This is a genomic window from Streptomyces spiralis, assembly GCF_014654675.1.
Lineage (GTDB): Bacteria > Actinomycetota > Actinomycetes > Streptomycetales > Streptomycetaceae > Streptomyces > Streptomyces spiralis.
On record NZ_BNBC01000010.1, the window covers coordinates 28,033 to 41,564 of the forward strand.

General features: G+C 69.2%; 14 protein-coding genes and 2 pseudogenes. 10 read left to right on the forward strand and 6 right to left on the reverse strand.

Annotation, left to right across the window (positions count from 1 at the left end):
- Positions 1–344: 344 nt before the first annotated feature.
- From IE318_RS12925 to IE318_RS12940, 4 genes are all read left to right on the forward strand, one after another.
- Positions 345–548, forward strand: coding sequence for a cold-shock protein (locus tag IE318_RS12925; RefSeq protein WP_189899837.1), 204 nt, complete (start codon positions 345–347; stop codon positions 546–548).
- A gap of 354 nt (positions 549–902) precedes the next feature.
- Positions 903–2,399, forward strand: a complete 1,497-nt coding sequence (locus IE318_RS12930; RefSeq protein ID WP_189899839.1) for a DEAD/DEAH box helicase — start codon at positions 903–905, stop codon at positions 2,397–2,399.
- A 45-nt stretch (positions 2,400–2,444) separates the two neighbouring features.
- The gene (locus IE318_RS12935) at positions 2,445–2,846 is read left to right on the forward strand and encodes a CBS domain-containing protein (protein ID WP_189899841.1); all 402 of its coding nucleotides are present in this window, start codon (positions 2,445–2,447) and stop codon (positions 2,844–2,846) included.
- A 49-nt stretch (positions 2,847–2,895) separates the two neighbouring features.
- The gene (locus IE318_RS12940) at positions 2,896–3,222 is read left to right on the forward strand and encodes an SCO5918 family protein (RefSeq protein WP_189899842.1); all 327 of its coding nucleotides are present in this window, start codon (positions 2,896–2,898) and stop codon (positions 3,220–3,222) included.
- A 54-nt stretch (positions 3,223–3,276) separates the two neighbouring features.
- Here the strand turns inward: IE318_RS12940 and IE318_RS44840 are convergent.
- From IE318_RS44840 to IE318_RS12950, 3 genes and pseudogenes are all read right to left on the reverse strand, one after another.
- Positions 3,277–3,778: pseudogene (locus IE318_RS44840) on the reverse strand (IS30 family transposase); the annotation flags it as partial.
- Between the two features lie 26 nt (positions 3,779–3,804).
- A pseudogene (locus IE318_RS46310) lies at positions 3,805–4,188 on the reverse strand (helix-turn-helix domain-containing protein); the annotation flags it as partial.
- Positions 4,189–4,273: 85 nt separating this feature from the next.
- On the reverse strand, positions 4,274–4,633 hold the full coding sequence (locus IE318_RS12950) for a hypothetical protein (RefSeq protein ID WP_189899843.1): 360 nt from the start codon (positions 4,631–4,633) through the stop codon (positions 4,274–4,276).
- Between the two features lie 206 nt (positions 4,634–4,839).
- On the opposite strand from IE318_RS12950, the gene IE318_RS12955 reads away from it, so the two are divergent.
- Positions 4,840–5,175, forward strand: coding sequence for a MerR family transcriptional regulator (locus IE318_RS12955; RefSeq protein ID WP_189899844.1), 336 nt, complete (start codon positions 4,840–4,842; stop codon positions 5,173–5,175).
- A gap of 98 nt (positions 5,176–5,273) precedes the next feature.
- Here IE318_RS12955 and trhA read toward each other — a convergent pair whose 3' ends face one another.
- Positions 5,274–6,056, reverse strand: coding sequence for a PAQR family membrane homeostasis protein TrhA (gene trhA / locus IE318_RS12960; protein ID WP_189899846.1), 783 nt, complete (start codon positions 6,054–6,056; stop codon positions 5,274–5,276).
- A gap of 333 nt (positions 6,057–6,389) precedes the next feature.
- Here trhA and IE318_RS12965 point away from each other — a divergent pair, with 333 nt between their 5' ends.
- Positions 6,390–6,716, forward strand: a complete 327-nt coding sequence (locus IE318_RS12965) for an ATP-binding protein (RefSeq protein WP_373311163.1) — start codon at positions 6,390–6,392, stop codon at positions 6,714–6,716.
- A gap of 780 nt (positions 6,717–7,496) precedes the next feature.
- Positions 7,497–7,841: a MerR family transcriptional regulator gene (locus tag IE318_RS12970; RefSeq protein ID WP_175446966.1), complete on the forward strand. Its 345-nt coding sequence runs from the start codon at positions 7,497–7,499 to the stop codon at positions 7,839–7,841.
- Positions 7,842–8,107: 266 nt separating this feature from the next.
- On the opposite strand, the gene IE318_RS12975 is transcribed toward IE318_RS12970, so the two are convergent.
- Positions 8,108–9,226 carry a fatty acid desaturase family protein gene (locus IE318_RS12975; protein ID WP_189899848.1) on the reverse strand — a complete coding sequence of 373 codons (1,119 nt, stop codon included), beginning with the start codon at positions 9,224–9,226 and terminating at the stop codon, positions 8,108–8,110.
- 7 nt (positions 9,227–9,233) lie between these two features.
- Positions 9,234–10,289, reverse strand: a complete 1,056-nt coding sequence (locus IE318_RS12980; protein WP_189899850.1) for a ferredoxin reductase — start codon at positions 10,287–10,289, stop codon at positions 9,234–9,236.
- A gap of 87 nt (positions 10,290–10,376) precedes the next feature.
- Here IE318_RS12980 and IE318_RS12985 point away from each other — a divergent pair, with 87 nt between their 5' ends.
- The 3 genes from IE318_RS12985 (at position 10,377) to pcaDC (ending at position 13,512) form a co-directional block, all read left to right on the forward strand.
- Positions 10,377–11,516 carry a PucR family transcriptional regulator gene (locus IE318_RS12985; protein WP_189899852.1) on the forward strand — a complete coding sequence of 380 codons (1,140 nt, stop codon included), beginning with the start codon at positions 10,377–10,379 and terminating at the stop codon, positions 11,514–11,516.
- A complete protein-coding gene (locus IE318_RS46115) occupies positions 11,513–11,641 on the forward strand; it encodes a hypothetical protein (protein ID WP_267911787.1) in 129 nt (42 codons plus the stop codon). Before IE318_RS12985 ends, IE318_RS46115 begins: the two co-directional genes overlap by 4 nt.
- A 566-nt stretch (positions 11,642–12,207) precedes the next feature.
- On the forward strand, positions 12,208–13,512 hold the full coding sequence (gene pcaDC, locus IE318_RS12990) for a bifunctional 3-oxoadipate enol-lactonase/4-carboxymuconolactone decarboxylase PcaDC (protein ID WP_030178652.1): 1,305 nt from the start codon (positions 12,208–12,210) through the stop codon (positions 13,510–13,512).
- The last annotated feature ends 20 nt before the right edge of the window (positions 13,513–13,532 follow it).

Here is a 13,532-nt window from a genome sequence, read left to right on the forward strand (position 1 = left end):
CACAGCCCTTACGCTGGGCGCGCCCCCAAAGCTTCCCGAAACCTTGCGCTCCGGCTGGGTCAAAATCTGTGCCCGCGAGCTGAGGTTTCAACGGGACAGGCAGACAGATTCTCTACCGCATTAAGTGGGGGTGGGATTCTTCACCGTACACAGGCCGCTTCGACGTGCTACTGTCGATCTCAGTTGCAGTTGTGGTTCCCAAAACTTCAAGTGCCCTCCGGGCGGCGCCTGTGCCACTGGAAGCACTTTTGTTCTCCGGTCTTTTTCCCGGCGGGGTGATCATCGCGGCGACACGGGGTCCGTGCAGTGCGGATCCCGATGCACTGCCCCAAAGGAGAAATGACATGGCTTCTGGTACTGTCAAGTGGTTCAACGCGGAAAAGGGCTTCGGCTTCATCGAGCAGGACGGTGGCGGCGCTGATGTGTTCGCCCACTACTCGAACATTGCCGCCCAGGGCTTCCGTGAGCTGATCGAGGGCCAGAAGGTGACCTTCGACATCGCGCAGGGCCAGAAGGGCCTGACGGCCGAGAACATCGTTCTCGCCTGACGCTGACTGTCGCGTACTTGTAGCTGGGGCCCGCGTCCTTCGGGGTGCGGGCCCCAGCTACTCGCATTTTCCGCAGTGGTTTCACCTGCGGACGACAACCAGAAAACCCGTAGGCTCAGCGCATACGGAGCATCCTTCAGGGGTGTACGCACCCTTCATAGCTTCATGGCTTCATAGCGGCGGACGCCCGAACATTGCGTCGGCTTCACGCCACTCATTCCAGCGCCTGTGCCCGCACGGATTTTCCGTCGGTCAGATTCGCTGTCGCATTCCACCGGTCCATTCTTGCAATTCTCTGTGCTGCTGATCGCTGCGGGAATTCCTTGATATGTGCCGCATCGAGGAAGGTTCCGCATGAACCGCACACGCACGAACGACCGCTTCACCCGCACCCGTAACGGCAGTACCGACTCCGGCAGGGGCGGCAGCCGATTCGGTTCGTCGGCCAGGAGCCGCTCCGGCGGGCCGAGCCGTTCCGGTGGTTACGGCCGCCGGCCCGCCGCGGTCCAGGGGGAGTTCGCGCTGCCCAAGACGATCACTCCCGCGCTCCCCGCCGTGGAGGGCTTCGCCGATCTCGACATGCCCGGGGCGCTGCTGGGCGCGCTCAGCTCGCAAGGCGTGACCGTACCCTTCCCGATCCAGGCCGCGACGCTGCCGAACTCCCTCGCCGGCCGGGACGTACTGGGCCGTGGCCGCACCGGCTCCGGCAAGACCCTCGCCTTCGGGCTGGCGCTGCTGGCCCGTACGGCCGGGCAGCGCGCCGAGGCCAGGCAGCCGCTGGGGCTGATCCTCGTACCCACGCGTGAACTGGCGCAGCAGGTCACCGACGCGCTCGCCCCGTACGCCCGCTCCGTGAGGCTGCGGCTGGCCACGGTGGTGGGCGGAATGCCGATCGGCCGACAGGCGAGCGCGCTGCGCGCCGGCGCCGAGATCGTCGTCGCCACGCCGGGACGCCTCAAAGACCTCATCGACCGTGGCGACTGCCGACTGAACCAGGTTTCCATCACCGTCCTCGACGAGGCCGACCAGATGGCCGACATGGGCTTCATGCCGCAGGTCACCGCCCTCCTCGACCAGGTCCGCCCCGAAGGCCAGCGCATGCTGTTCTCCGCCACTCTCGACCGCAACGTCGACCTGCTCGTGCGCCGCTACCTCAGCGATCCCGTCGTGCACTCCGTCGACCCCTCGGCCGGCGCGGTCACGACGATGGAGCACCACGTGCTCCACATTCACGGCGCCGACAAGCACACGGCAACCACCCAGATCGCCGCACGCGACGGCCGCGTGATCATGTTCCTCGACACCAAGCACGCCGTCGACGGCCTCACCGAACACCTCCTGAACAGCGGGGTACGGGCCGCCGCCCTGCACGGCGGGAAGTCACAGCCACAGCGCACCCGCACGCTGGCACAGTTCAAGTCCGGACACGTCAACGTGCTGGTAGCGACCAACGTCGCGGCGCGCGGCATCCACGTCGACAACCTCGACCTCGTCGTCAACGTCGACCCGCCGACCGACCACAAGGACTACCTCCACCGCGGCGGCCGCACCGCCCGCGCAGGAGAGTCCGGCAGCGTCGTCACCCTGGTCACCCCCAACCAGCGCCGCGGCATGACCCGCCTCATGGCAGCGGCCGGCATCGTCCCGCAGATCACCCAGGTCCGCGTCGGCGAAGAGGCCCTGCACCGCATCACCGGCGCCCAGGCCCCCTCCGGCATCCCCGTCGTCATCACCACACCGGTGGTCGAACGCCCCAAGAAGCGCGGCGCCACCTCACGCGGCCGACGCCGCCCCGTCTCGGCGGCCCGCCGCGCGCCCGTACGGCAGTCCACCGCCGGTGCGGCGGCATAGAACCTTCGTGTCAGGAAGCCCGCCCAACTTCGCAGGAGGCACCTTTTGACGCTGGACCAGACGCAGTTCCGCTCAACACGTACCAACGCCGTGCAGACGGCGGCCGATCCCGCGGACGCGGCCGGACCGCAGGTCTGGGAGGACATGACCGTGGAGGTGGCACTGTCCGTGATGGCCGCCGCCCGTACAGGTCAGCTGGTCGTCTGCGACGAGGACGGTATGTGCACCGGCCTGGTCACCCGGGACCGGCTCACGGCCGTTCGTGACGGCTCCGGATACACGGACCGGATCCGCCTGCGTGACATCGCCGACCTCATCGGGCCACTCGCGTCGCCGCCGGCCACGAGGGCCGAAACCGAGCGTGCGATGCGCTGCCGCCGGCTCGGGGCCCCGCCCGTGGTCGACGGACACGGCAACGCTCTGGGCGTCCTCGCCCTCTCTCGCTGAACCGCCGTCACCCTACCCGGCCCCGTCTTCTCTTCTCCCTGGAGGCATCATGCGCTGTGTCATCGCCCGCTTCCCGTTCGACCTGACCAAGAGCGGCGTGGTGGAATCGATGAAGGGCGTCACACCTGAGTTGGTCACCGGTGAGTTCGTCATCATCGGACGACGCCACTACCCCGCCAAGCAGGTCGGCCAGGTCATCACCCGCCAGGACCGCCGTGATTTCAGCACCGGCGAAGTCCTCAGGGCCATGACCCAACTCGGCTTCACCTGCCGCACCCGCCCTACCGCCGCAACTGCGCCCCTGGCCGACCCGTACGGGCCGGCTTCCGCAACGCTCGGCGCTGTCCCTGTCCGCCTCACGTACGGACAGGTGTGAGCCGAACCGAACCGTGGCCCCACCGGCGTGGGCGAATTCCAGGCGATGAGTTGATCAAGCCGCGAGCAGTTTGGACAGACGCTCGGCTGGGGTCTCCCAGTCGAGCGTTCTGCGTAGGCGGCTGTTTTAGTTCGGTGGCGGCAGCGTCCAGGTCCTCGCGGGTGTGGCGGGACAGTTCGGTGCCCCTGGGAGGTACTGCCGCAGCAGGCCGTTGGTGTTCTCGTTCGAGCGGCGCTGCCAGGGGCTGGCCGGGGCGCAGACGTGGACCGGGATGTCCGGGGTGATGGTGAAGGCGCGGTGGGAGGTCATCTCGATGCCCTGGTCCCAGGTCAGGGACCGCATCAGGTGAGGCGGGAGGGTCTGGACGGTCTCGGTGACCGCGTTGCGGACAGCGGCGGCGCCGTGGTCGCGTGGGAGGTGCACGAGCATCAGGTAGCGGGTGCTGGCGGGTGGACTGCGTGCGACCACGGTGCCGATGGCGGAGCCGTTGTTCTTGCCGACTCAGGTCGCCTTCCCAGTGGCCGGGGACAGCCCGGTCGGCGGCCTCGGCGGGCCGGGCATGAGCGTGCGGTTGCGGCGGATCTCCCGGCTTACGGTGGAGGGACTGCGGCCAAGCTCGGCCGCGATGGCCCGGACGGACGCCGTCTCCCGGAGCCGGTCCGCGATGTGGATGCGGTCGGCCTCGGTGAGGTAGCGCGACGGGCCGACGGGTTCCTCAGGGCGAGCCGGGGGTTCGGGTGCTTGCCAGGGCAGCCCCCTGTCCACGACGGGCGGGGCTGCCCTGTACCTCGCGGATGCCTGCCGGCCGTACAGCCGACGCTTGCCGGTGCGGCGGTTGATGCCGATGATCCGGCAGGCTTCCGTGTTCCCCATTCCAAGATCCACGAGCCGAAGGTGTTCCTCCCGCTCAGTGTCCGACCTCCTGGGCCCCTGAGGCCGCAGATCTTTCCGGATCTCGAAGTCCATCGCACCCCTTGAACTGGGGTGTTGCGACGACCACCAGAACGGAAGCGTGCCCGTGGGGCGTCACTGTGCGCCGTGGGTCGGTGAGTCAGTGGTCGGAGTAGCTGAAGTCGCCCACGGTCCAGGCACTGACGTCCTCGATCGCGACGCGGTACATCCCGCCTGTCTCCGGGATCCCCACCGTACCCTGCAGGATCCGGGCGACGTGGAAATGCAGATGCGTGGGCGGTCCGTCCTTCCTCGCGGGGGCGTCGAAGACGGCGGCGAACTCGCCCAGGTCGGCGGAGTCCGTCAGCACCTCAGACACCCTCTGCCTCCACATGGCTTCCGGAGCCAGCCGACCGGTGATGACAGCACCACTGGTGACCACGGTCAGGGACATCTGATTGCTCTGCCCGGACTCCACAAGGGCAGCTATCGCAACGAGCAGCTCATCAAGCTTCGGCATGGAGTCGGATTCTATGCACCGGCCCGCCCGGGCGGCTTGGACGATGGCGCAACCGGGCGAGACGGGCGCATACGGCTCCCCTGGTGCGCACTACAGGCCGGGGGTGCGCATGTGCGGCGGCTGCGAGCCAGGGGCGTGCTTCGAGGCATTGGCCTGCTGCCGTTCGGCTGCCGCAGGTCTTCGATGGACGCCCACAGAGAGGTGAGATGACAGCAGACGAGTCGCCAAGCCGTCTCGACGACGACTACCCCGCCTACACGATGGGCCGGGCCGCCGAGTTGCTCGGTACCACTCCCGGCTTTCTCCGCGCCATCGGCGCAGCGCGACTGATCACACCACTGCGCTCCGAGGGCGGACACCGCCGCTACTCCCGCTACCAACTGCGCATCGCGGCCCGCGCGCGTGAGCTCGTCGACCAGAGCACCCCGATCGAGGCCGCATGCCGGATCGTCATCCTCGAAGACCACCTCGAAGATGCCCAGCGCATCAACGCCGAATACCGCCGCACCGGCGGATCGTCCAGTCCATCGGCCGCAGCCTGAGGTGAGCAGGCCCGCCGGTATCGGCGGGCTGTCACACCCGCGCGTGGCTGGGCTGCGGCGCGCAGAGATGATCCTCGTGTCCGCGAACGGCTCCACCGTCAGTAGACGGCGAGGGAGACGGCGATGTAGTGCGCGGTGAAGGCCGCCACGGTCAAGGCGTGGAACACCTCGTGGAAGCCGAACCAGCGGGGCGAGGGGTCGGGGCGTTGGACGGCGTAGACCACCGCGCCCGCGCTGTAGAGGAGACCGCCGGTCACTGTCAGGGTGACCACGGCCGCACCGCCGGTGTGCAGGAAGTCAGGCAGGTAACGCACCGGTGCCCACCCCAGGGCCAGGTAGCAGGGGGTGTACAGCCAGCGGGAAGCGTTGACCCACAGCACGCGGAAGGCGATACCGGTCAGCGCGCCCGTCCATACGATCCACAGCAGCAGGTTTCGCCGGTCAGGAGGGAGAAGGAGCACGGCCAGAGGGGTGCAGGTCCCGGCGGTGATCAGGAAGATGTTGGCGTGATCGAGGCGACGTAGGACGGCCTCGCCCAACGGCCCCCAGGTACCCAGGTGGTAGACGGCGCTCGTCCCGAACAGCAGGCAGGCGGTGACGGAGTACACGGTGCAGGCCAGGGCCGCCTGCTGGGTCCGAGCCAGGCAGACGAGGACGATGCCGGCGCTCACCGAGGCAGGGACCATTGCGGCGTGGAGCCAGCCACGCAGCTTCGGCTTGACCGGCTCGAGCAGGTCGGCCGCCCACTCGACCAGGTCGGCAACCGGGTGGACCTCCTCCCCGGCATTGCCGTGATGTGATCCGCCGGGGAGACCGGCTACGGCGTCCCCAGACACAACTTCCCGCCCTGCCCCGTTCTTCTGGGCATCATCGGCAACCATCCGATCATGCTAAGAGCCTGCCCGTGACAGCGTCCGTCGAGGTCGGTCTCGCCACCGACTGGGCCTGCGGTGGCCGCCACAGGAGAGTCACGCCGGGCCGGGGGGGGCCGGTCGTGCGGATGCGTGCCATGTCGTTTCGGGGGTATTCGTGCGTCTTGACCGGGTTGCTCAGGACGAGGGTGGCGGTGTGGGCCCAGCGGTGCACGAAACGAGGACCAGCCGCTGGCCCGCCGCCCGATACTGTCGGCCCTCGCCTTCGAGGGCAGCGAACCGATCGCCGAGGCCCCCAGTGCGGCCCGCCGCTTCCTGACCGACATACAGGCAGTACACGGCATCCCGGTCTTCGACCGCGCGATGGGCACCGTGCAGCTGGCCGTCAGCGAGCTGGTCACCAACGCCTGCAAGTACGCGCCAGGCCCCTGCCTGCTGGACCTGGAGGTCAGCGAAGGCACCGTCAAGATCAGCGGCTGGGACACCGACCCGACACTGCCCGCGGCTTGCCCCGCAGACCCCGGCCGGGCCCGGCAGCACGGCCTGGAGATCATCATGGCCGTGCGCCAGAGCTTCGAGGTGCGCCGCGAGCCGGTGGGCAAGCGAGTCAGGTCTGCCATCGTGCTGGCCGACGACCCCGGCGGAGATCCGGTCGGCCGCCTGCTGTGACCGTCCCTGGGCGCCGGAACCTGCCGCAGGTGTCTACCGGCCCGCCAGGTAGCCGGCGCCCCGCTCGGCTACCTCATGGAGAGTCTGCCGCCGGGCCGGTGGCCGATCCCGCCAGCCAACGCCCTCCAGGTCGTCGGCCGCCCGCTGAGCAGCCTCCTCCAACGACCGCCGCCGCGGCCCCCTGCTGCGGCGAGCCTCCCGCCGTCGTTCATGGATGCAGGCCAGCCAGCCTCCGCGCGCACCGGAACCCTGTGGATCACTCACGGGACAAGTGGTCGCCGAGCCAGGAAGCAACCCGGGACAGCATTCTTCCGAGTGTATCTGCGGAAGAACTCCAGACACTAACCATGGAGAAAACCTGTCGTGACGACAGTAGACATTGGCCCGTCGCAGGGTTACTGTCTTTGTCGTACCCAGGAAGTCGAAGTGGGCACGGCAGACACGAACTGCCGTGCCGGCAGGTCAAGCAGGACACGGCCCAAGAGGGTCGTGAGCAGTACCCGCGGTATCCAGCAGTATCACCGAGTAACCGAAGGTAAGGAGCGAGACGCCATCAGGATCGCCCGGGCGAGGAAGCAGTCCGCCCGGGTACCGCAGGCCCCGGATTGGAAGGTGGTCCCCGGTCACGCATCCGCGATCCCCGCAGTCCCGCCCTCCCAGGCGGACCCTGCGGACATAGAAGGCCGGCGCAGTTGGCCGGTAGATGGTGTTGAAAGCTCGGGGCCCGGGTGCCAGTACGGCGCTCGGGCCCCCCGACGCGTCCCCCGGAAGAAGAGGTCTATGCCCCCTGGCAGTTCCCGCGCCGTCACGCCTCTCGATGACGACGACTACCCCGCCTACACCATGGGCCGGGCCGCCGACATGCTCGGCACCACCCCCGCCTTCCTGCGCGCCCTCGGCGAACACCGCCTGATCACACCTTTGCGCTCCGAAGGCGGCCACCGCCGCTACTCCCGCTACCAGCTGCGCATCGCCGCCCGTGCCCGCGAACTCGTCGACCAGGGCACCCCCATCGAAGCTGCCTGCCGCATCATCGTCCTCGAAGACCAACTCGAAGAAGCGCAGCGCATCAACGAGCAAATGCGCAGACAAGGCCCCGAGCCGCAGTCGAAGACCTCAGCCTGACCGGGCGCCGGCGCGAAGACACGGACGACGCTCCCGGCCCGCCACCGACTGACCCCGCCATCGGCCCCTGAAACGAGCGCCCCTGACTCCCACAGGGCAAGGACCCCGGCGATCACCACGCTGGGGTCCTTCTCCGTCCACAACGGTTCCACCAGTCCCGGGCCGGAGCCCTGGCAGCGCGCCGGTTGCCCATCGGCGACCCGCCATCTGGAGCCTGCGGACAAGGGCGCCTGACCTCGGGTGCGTGAGCCAGGCGCTTGTAACAATCAGGCGGCGACGAGCTCCTGCTCACGGTCCGGCGTCTTGACCTCGGGCTTCTTGTTCGGCAGCGAGAGCCGGAAGACCTTGCGCCACGCGGAGAACACCTGTTTGGGCAGCGGTCCGGTGACGTACTCCAGCTCGTATTTCTCGAACAGCGCGCGCACCTTCACCGCGACCTCGGCGTACCGGTTGCTCGGCAGGTCCGGGAACAGGTGGTGCTCGATCTGGTGCGACAGGTTGCCGGTCATGAAGTGCATGGCCCTGCTGCCGCTGATGTTCGCCGAGCCCATCATCTGGCGCAGGTACCACTGGCCGCGCGTCTCGTCCTCGATCGACCGGCGCTCGAAGACCTGTACGCCCTCGGGGAAGTGCCCGCACATGATCACGGAGTGGGACCAGATGTTGCGGACCAGGTTCGCGGTGAACGTGGCGGCGAGCGTGGTGAGGAACGAGGGGCCCGACAGCATCGGGTGGAGCACGTAGTCCTTGAGCACCTGCTTGCGGATCTTGCGGCCCACGGCCTTGGCCCGTGCGCGGAACTCCGGGTTCTTGCGGCGGTGCTTGGGCAGGTTCTTGCCGAGCTCCAGGTCGTACGCTGCGATGCCGTACTCGAAGAAGCAGGCGTTGATGAAGTTCCACAGCGGCTGGCCGAGGTGGAACGGGTGCCACTTCTGGTCCTCGTCGACGCGCATGATGCCGTAGCCGAGATCGTTGTCCTTGCCGATCACGTTGGTGTACGTGTGGTGCAGCTCGTTGTGCGAGCGCTTCCACTGCTCGGACGGCGAGACGTGATCCCACTCCCAGGTGGTGGAGTGGATCTTCGGGTCCCGCATCCAGTCCCACTGGCCGTGCAGGACGTTGTGGCCGATCTCCATGTTGTCCATGATCTTCGCCACGGACAGCCCGGCGGTGCCGATCAGCCATGCGGGCGGGAAGATCGAGAACAGCAGCACGCCCCTGCTGACCAGCTCGAGCTTGCGCTGCGCCGAGATGACCTTACGGATGTAGGCGGCGTCCTTCTCGCCGCGGCCGGCGATCACCTCGTCGCGGATCGCGTCCAGCTCGCGGCCAAGCTCCTCGATCTGCTCCGCGGTCAAGTGGGCGGTGGGGTCGATGGCGGTCAAAGTGCTCCTACTGTTCGATGTCGCAGGGGCCCGCCGCGGCGGACACGCAGGTCTGAATGAGGACGCCCGGCTCGGCCTCGGTGATCTCGCCGGTGCGCAGGTCGCGGACGGCACCCGCCTTGAGCGGCGTGATGCAGCCGAAGCAGATGCCCATGCGGCAGCCGGAGGGCATGAGCACGCCGGCCTCCTCGCCGATGTCCAGCAACGGCGTGGCGCCGTCCGCGTCGACGGTCTTGCCGGTGGCGCTGAACGTGACCTCGCCGCCGTCGCCGGCGACGACGATGCTGGGGCGGAAGCGTTCGGTGTGCAGGCGCTGTTGTACGCCGTGCTCGCTCCAGTGCTCTTCGGCGGCGTCGAGCAGGCCCGCGGGCCCGCAAGCCCAGGTCTCGCGCTCGGCCCAGTCGGGCACGAGTTCGTCGAGACGGGAGATGTCGAGCATGCCGTCTGTGTCGGTGTGCACCTCGGTGAGCCGCAGCTTCTTGTCCGCGACCAGGTCGTGCAGTTCGTTGCGGAAGATCACGTCCTGCGGCCGTGGCGCGCAGTGGACCATGACGACGTCGTCGAACTCGGTGTCGCGCAGCATGCCCATCACGGGTGTGATGCCGCTGCCGGCCGTCAGGTAGAGCACCTTGGGGGGCGTGGCCTGCGGCAGCACGAAGTCACCGGTTGCCTGGTCGAGTTGGATCAGCGTGCCCGGTTTCGCCCTGCGGACCAGGTGGTTGCTGACCTTGCCGTCCGGGATCGCCTTCACGGTGATCGTGACGCGGCCGTCCTGGCGTTTTGCCGGCGAGGTGAGGGAGTAGGCACGCCACAGGCGCACCCCGTCGACGTCGACCCCGATCCGCACGTACTGACCGGCCCTGTGGCCGCGCCAGCCCCGACCCGGTCTGATCACGATGGTCGCGGCGTCACCCGTCTCGGGGTGCACGGCCTCGATGCGCCCCCGCAGATCGGCGCCCGCACGCAGCGGGCTGACCAGGTCGAGGTAGTCCGACGGCAGCAGCGGCGTCGTGACCATCTCCAGCAGTTTCCACGCCCTGCCGCGGAGGGCCGCACTCATCATGACTCCAGCTTGCTGCGCCTCAGGGCGTAAAGTCCTGACCGCAGGACGTGAATCTGGTCGGTTGAATTGTTCGCAGGGAACAAAGACGTGAGCCATGCAATCCGGAGGGCCAGCGAACTGGCCCTGGACGAGAAGACGGTCACCGCACTTCGGGCCGCGCTGAAGACCACCGCCGACGAGGTCGTCCAGGCGATCATCGACGAGGTTCCTCCCTACGCAGGCGCCCTTTCGGGCAGCATGGGCGGCACCATCCGCCGAGCCGTCCGCACCGCGCTGGGGCACTACCTGGACCTCGCGAGTGGGAACGCCACGGGCGGCGACGGCGGTGACGCGGCCTACGAGCTGGGCCGCGGCGAGGTGCGCGACGGCCGTTCGATGGACGCCCTGCTCAGCGCCTACCGCGTCGGCGCCCGCGTGGCCTGGCGATGCCTGGCAGCGGGCGCCGTGTCCGCAGGTCTGCCCGCCGCCGAGGTCGCCAAGTTCGCCGAGCTGACCTTTGCCTACATCGACGAGCTCTCCGCTGCGAGCGCTGCGGGCCACGCCGACGAACTGGCCGCCCGGGGCAGGGCCCACGAACGCCACCTGGAACACCTGGCCCGCGAACTCCTCGCCGGCGCGAGCCCGGACGTGCTGCTGGCCTCTGCTCAACGGGCCGGATGGCAGCCGCCGGTTACGCTGACGGCGGTCCTGCTGCCCGCCGCCCAGGCCCGGCCTGCCTACCGCGCGCTCGACCCGAGCACCCTCGTCCTCGACGATCTGCCGGACGCCACCGGCGTGCTGCTCGTCCCCGATGCCGACCGGTCACATCTCTTGCGGCAGCTGACCGACCGCACCGCCGTGGTCGGCCCGGCCCGGCCATGGACGCGTGCGTCCGCCTCGTACGCACGAGCCGTACGCGCGCGCTCCCTCTCCTCTGATATCCGCGACACCGAGGACCACCTGCCCGAGCTGGTGCTGAGCGCCGACGTGGACGCGTTCGCAGACCTGCGTGTCCGAGCCCTCGCACCGTTGCGTACCTTGCCTGTCGCGACCGCACGGCGGCTGGAGGAGACGTTGCGGGCGTGGCTGCTGCACCAGGGCAGGCGGGACGAGGTGGCGGCGGCGTTGTTCGTCCATCCCCAGACAGTCCGGTACCGGATGTCGCAGCTGCGGGAGCTGTTTCCGGATCTCGCATCGCCACACCGGGTCCTTGAACTGACGCTGGCGGTCGGTCTTCGGGCCGGTTGACGCGTACTTCGACCGTCCACGAACTCCCGGCGGATCCCGGCATCGTGCTCGGTGTCTACCTGGACGTCCTTGCAGCCGGGACGGTTCGGGTGAGCGACGCGATCAAGGTGCAGCAGGTCGGCTGACAGGGAGCGTTCCACCACGAGTCGCCCACCTGCCGATCCGTCAGGCCCGCGTCTCGCACGACCAGCCACACCCGGTCGCGACTGAGCGAGAGTTGGCCGAGGAGGACGCCGGTCGCGTCGAGCAGGGTGTTGGCGAAGGCTGGAGCGACCGGGGACATCGGGTGGACCCCGGCCGTCCTCGGCCGCGGCACCAATCACCTGCCGGTCGGCTACGACCGACGCCTCTGACACCGGACTGCGGCTGACCGGGTTCGGGCGCACCGCCCGCCCCGGCCCCAGCGGCTGACCGACCTCACTCACTCAACGGCGCCTGGCTGCCCGCCACGGCGCCATGCCGCACGATCGCGCAGTGCCGTCCCGGGCGGGGGGTCTGACTCATGGGATCTATGACCGGAGTGTCCAGTCACTGGCTTGTCGACTGTCGTTGCGGGAGGGCGCCTGCTGGTACCGAGCCACAGGGCGTGTCCCGACGCGATATGCCGCCAGAGAGCTCTTCAACCTGGTCAGGCGGTGTCCACCGATCCCCCGTTATAGGGGCGTCCGTGAGACGTGAGAGGGTCTGGGGCGTGAGTGAGACACCACCGAACACCCTGCAATACCGCTTTGACGGGCCAGAAGACGCTCCGGTCCTGATCCTGGGTCCCTCACTGGGTACCACATGGCACATGTGGGACCGCCAGGTCCCGGAGCTGGCCAAGCAGTGGCGTGTGCTGCGGTACGACCTGCCGGGCCACGGAGGCGCGCCCGCGCACCCGGCGGGATCGGTCACCGATCTGACCTCCCGGCTGCTGGCCACTCTCGACGCACTGGGCGTGCAGCGCTTCGGCTACGCGGGCTGCGCGCTCGGCGGTGCCGTCGGCGTCGAGCTGGCCCTGCGCCACCCCGAACGCCTCGCCTCGCTCGCGCTGATCGCCGCCTCGCCCCGGTTCGGCACCGCCGACGAGTTCCGGCAGCGCGGAGTGATCGTGCGCACCAACGGGCTCGACCCCATCGCCCGTATGTCGCCCGACCGCTGGTTCACCCACGGATTCGCCGCCGCCCAGCCCGCGATCACCGACTGGGCCGTGCAGATGGTGCGTACCACCGACCCCGGCTGCTACATCGCCGCCTGCGAGGCGCTGGCCGCCTTCGACGTCCGCGCCGAACTCGGTCGCGTCGGTGTGCCCACGCTCGTGCTGGTCGGCTCCGAGGACCAGGTCACCGGGCCCGCCGAGGCCCGCACCCTGGTCGCCGGCATCCCCGACGCCCGTCTCGCCGTCGTGCCCGGCGCCTCGCACCTGGTCCCGGTCGAGCAGCCCGCCGCCGTCACCGACCTGCTGGTCCGGCACTTCTCCACCGCCTGGCAGCCCGCCCTCGAGGCCGGCACCGGACAGATGGCCATCGTCGCGGCACCCCCCAAGCCGGTCCTGGCCGCCCCGGCGCGGGCGCCGCAGACCGCGCCGATCGCCGAGATCGCCCCGGCCGCCGTGCAGCCCCGGCCCACCGGCCGGCCCGACGCCTACGACATCGGTCTCAAGATCCGCCGTGAGGTGCTGGGCGACGCGCACGTCGACCGGGAACTGGCCGGGGCCGACGACTTCTCCGGCGACTTCCAGGAGTTCCTCACCCGCTGCGCCTGGGGTGAGATCTGGGACCGGCCGGGCCTGGACCGGCGCACCCGCAGCTGTGTCGCCCTCACCGCCCTGGTCGCCGGCGGCCATCTGGACGAGCTCGCCGCCCACACCCGGGCCGCCCTGCGCAACGGCCTCACCCCCGACGAGATCAAGGAAATCCTGCTCCAGACGGCCGTCCACTGCGGCATGGCCGCCGCGGGCAGCGCCTTCCGGGTGGCCCAGCAGGTGATACGCGAGGAGACGACGCCCGCGGAGTGAGCGCGGTGATCGTCAACCGG